The sequence below is a fragment of the Bacteroidales bacterium genome, assembly GCA_023228145.1.
Lineage (GTDB): Bacteria > Bacteroidota > Bacteroidia > Bacteroidales > CAIWKO01 > CAIWKO01.
Genome location: JALOBU010000053.1, coordinates 1 through 2900 on the forward strand (window position 1 = coordinate 1; position 2900 = coordinate 2900).

A 2900-nucleotide genomic window follows, 5' to 3' on the forward strand; every position below is an offset into this window, starting at 1 on the left:
TGGCATAATATTCTCCGGCGATGACATCATTGGCAACAGCATCGCGAATATTGCCGGGCATTATGAAAGTCATAACGAAATTTTCCGTGTTTCCCATTCCAATAGTTGATCCCGTTGCCTTTGTTACACCGTCTATTTTCAGTTCCGGTCGGAGGTTGACAAGATAGGCAGACACGCTATTGGCATCACCGGCAGATAGAATTACGTTTTTATCATTTTGTGTTGCAGGAGAATAACTTAAAGTAATTTTTTTCTGGCTTAGCGCAGGAAGGCTTATCGTGTATGTAAAATCCGATTCATAAGAAAATGGACTTGATAATTCGAAAGTAATCTTATGCCTTAAACTATCCGGTATTTCGGAATACCTGACTCCAACCATTGACTTTTGGTAAGGCAACGTTCCTGCCAGAAACGAAAAGTTCTGCTTGATGATTTCTTTCTTGCCTAAAACATCGCCCACAGTGGCGTTGGGATAGTTCTGTTCAATGTAGTTTTTTACCTGTGCCTGATAATTCTGTCCCGATAAGATCGGGACTGCTCACCGCACTATTTACCGTGTTTACCGTGATTTTGAATCATGGCCGGTTCACTGCCAAAACCGGCCATGATTTGGCTTCAATATTTTTGTCTTTATTTAGTTGTCAAAGAACTTCTGTTGAAAAGCTTTCTAAATAAAAAGCTCAACATGTTTTTTTAAAAGACTACAATTGCCATAATATTGACTGCTAAAAACAATAAAAATGCTATGCCTATTCTACGTTTTTTATTTTTATCTTTAGACAAAATGTTTTGTATAGCAGCAAACTTTGAATCACCAAGTTTTTCTTTTCCCGACAATATATTTCTAGAGACGTATAAATATGAAATAAAAATTAGTATGACATAGACGGCAATAATAATTTTATAAAATACAAAGTCTTTTGTTAGGACAATTATCAAATGAAGAATTGCACCCCATAAGGCAAGATATATTCTTGTTTCAAAAAAATAATAAATAAGAAGTACTGCTCCAGTTACGTATATAAATTGTTCTAAGGTAATTTTCATTTGTTATTCTCCCAGTAAAAAACCAACTAGATTTAAAGCAATTATGAAGCCCCAAAATAAAGCATTTTTCTTATTTATTACTAAAATAGAATTCAGATCATCAAATATTGTCCCCTTCTTTCTCTCCTTATTCTTATCATCCTCTATTTGAATAAGTATTATCGCTACTATAAATGTTATCCCCGAAATGATAAGGCCCAACATCCCAGGGATATACGAATTCTTTACACCAAACAAAATAGTTGTAAAAAATATCCCAAACATAACGGCCCATAGAAAACTCTTGTTTTTTGTTTTTAAATATACATAAAAGAAAGTTAACATTACAGAGAGTGCTCCTGTAAAAGCCAATACATTTTTCATTAAGCGATCTCCTCTTTTTCGATATAGTTTTTTAAATATGCATAATATCGATTTCTTTGAAAAGGATTATAAGACAGATTTTGGAACATAGCGTTTAATATTGCTAAACAGACAACAACAATTAAAAATACTGAACCAGATGCGCCCGATGCAATTAAAAAAGGTAATATTATTCCTCTAATTAAGTAATTAATGCCAAATCTATCACCTGCGGCAGGATTCTCAAATATTGATGACAGCATTATTCCCAAAGCTAAACCGACTAAAATTGCACCAAGTAAAGTAACCCAAGCAGGAATGCCAATACCAACAACAGTACCTAAAATTAATAAAATGATTCCATATTTTGCTAACATGCCAGCAATTAGCGCTTCTATTAAATGTCCGCCACATAATCCACCACTAATCATGTAAGCAGCTGCCCCAGTATTGGGATTCGTTATAATGTATCCGCAACCTGTCCAACCATTAAGAATGATGTTTGTCTTAGATACGGTAACTTCTTTTCCTGCATTAACCGCATTTTGAATATCGGCTTTAACATTATCATCCACCTGTAATTGCGGCAGAATTGTAGTAACGTTTGATTGGTTGATCGTGTAAATTGGTATACCTTGATCATTAGCTATTTTCAATGCTTTAACTGCTGAGATTCCCTGGGCGGGATTTTCTTGTGTAGAAAACATCTGCTCCGGCACGGAATGCTCCAATGCCGAACCATTTATCCCAGCTGTTTGCATGAATTGGATGCTCTTACTACTTTCACCATCCAAAGCACCTATAACATTCAAAGACCGATCCACATCCATAGCTAACCCGCCGCCGGTTACAGACTGAGGTATGCCATATAAAAGATTCACCTTCATTGCCGATGCAAATATCGCTTCCGAAGTCCAGCGCAAAGCTTTTACGCTCATTGTATGCGCTTGTACTTCATTCATCAAATCCAGTTGTGCATAATATTGCATTGCCGTAGCAAAAAGAATATCGCCAATAATATCATCTTTTGTTAAGCCCGATGTGTCATTAGCCTGTAATTTGGTTTTTGTTGCATCCAACTTATTTTTTAACGCTTCCATCTGCGACTTTGGAATCTTGCCGGTGTTTATCGCTATTGCATGATACGCCCCAGCATCAATCTGGTTGGAAACTATATCAGTCCCGCCTCCCGGCCCTGGCTCGGTAAATACCATGTCAAAGGTTTCCTGATAGCCCATACCAATGGCTGTGCCTGTGGCTACGATTACTCCATCAATTCTAAGTTCCGGTTTCAGATTAATTAAATATGCAGGCAATGATGTCGGCAGTTCACTGGGCTGTATTGGTGTGCCGTCCGCATGCGGTTTCGGCAGATACGAATTGATTGTCGCTTCATCTTGTGCTGTTGCCGGACTGTAACTCAGGGTTATTTTCTTTCCGGCAATTTCAGGAAGTCTCTTGGTAATGTTAATAGGCGTACCCGTATCTTCGTCGTAAATGTCCTTTGTTAC

At 37.3% G+C, this 2900-nt stretch carries 4 protein-coding genes; all 4 read right to left on the reverse strand.

Features of this window, described 5'->3' with window-relative positions; all coding sequences use genetic code 11:
* Nucleotides 1-460: hypothetical protein (locus M0R16_13390; protein ID MCK9613865.1), on the reverse strand; the 460-nt coding region annotated here is incomplete at its 3' end.
* A gap of 233 nt (nt 461-693) precedes the next feature.
* Nucleotides 694-1047 carry a hypothetical protein gene (locus M0R16_13395; protein ID MCK9613866.1) on the reverse strand — a complete coding sequence of 118 codons (354 nt, stop codon included), beginning with the start codon at nt 1045-1047 and terminating at the stop codon, nt 694-696.
* Nucleotides 1048-1050: 3 nt separating this feature from the next.
* Nucleotides 1051-1410, reverse strand: a complete 360-nt coding sequence (locus M0R16_13400) for a hypothetical protein (protein ID MCK9613867.1) — start codon at nt 1408-1410, stop codon at nt 1051-1053.
* A partial coding sequence (locus tag M0R16_13405) for a respiratory nitrate reductase subunit gamma (protein ID MCK9613868.1) occupies nt 1410-2900 on the reverse strand: 1491 nt, incomplete at its 5' end. The genes M0R16_13405 and M0R16_13400, both read right to left, overlap by 1 nt.

Coding starts and splice junctions, on each gene's coding strand:
- M0R16_13395 (MCK9613866.1), bottom strand. CDS start 1,047: ATGAAAATTACCTTAGAACAATTTATATACGTAACTGGAGCAGTACTT.
- M0R16_13400 (MCK9613867.1), bottom strand. CDS start 1,410: ATGAAAAATGTATTGGCTTTTACAGGAGCACTCTCTGTAATGTTAACT.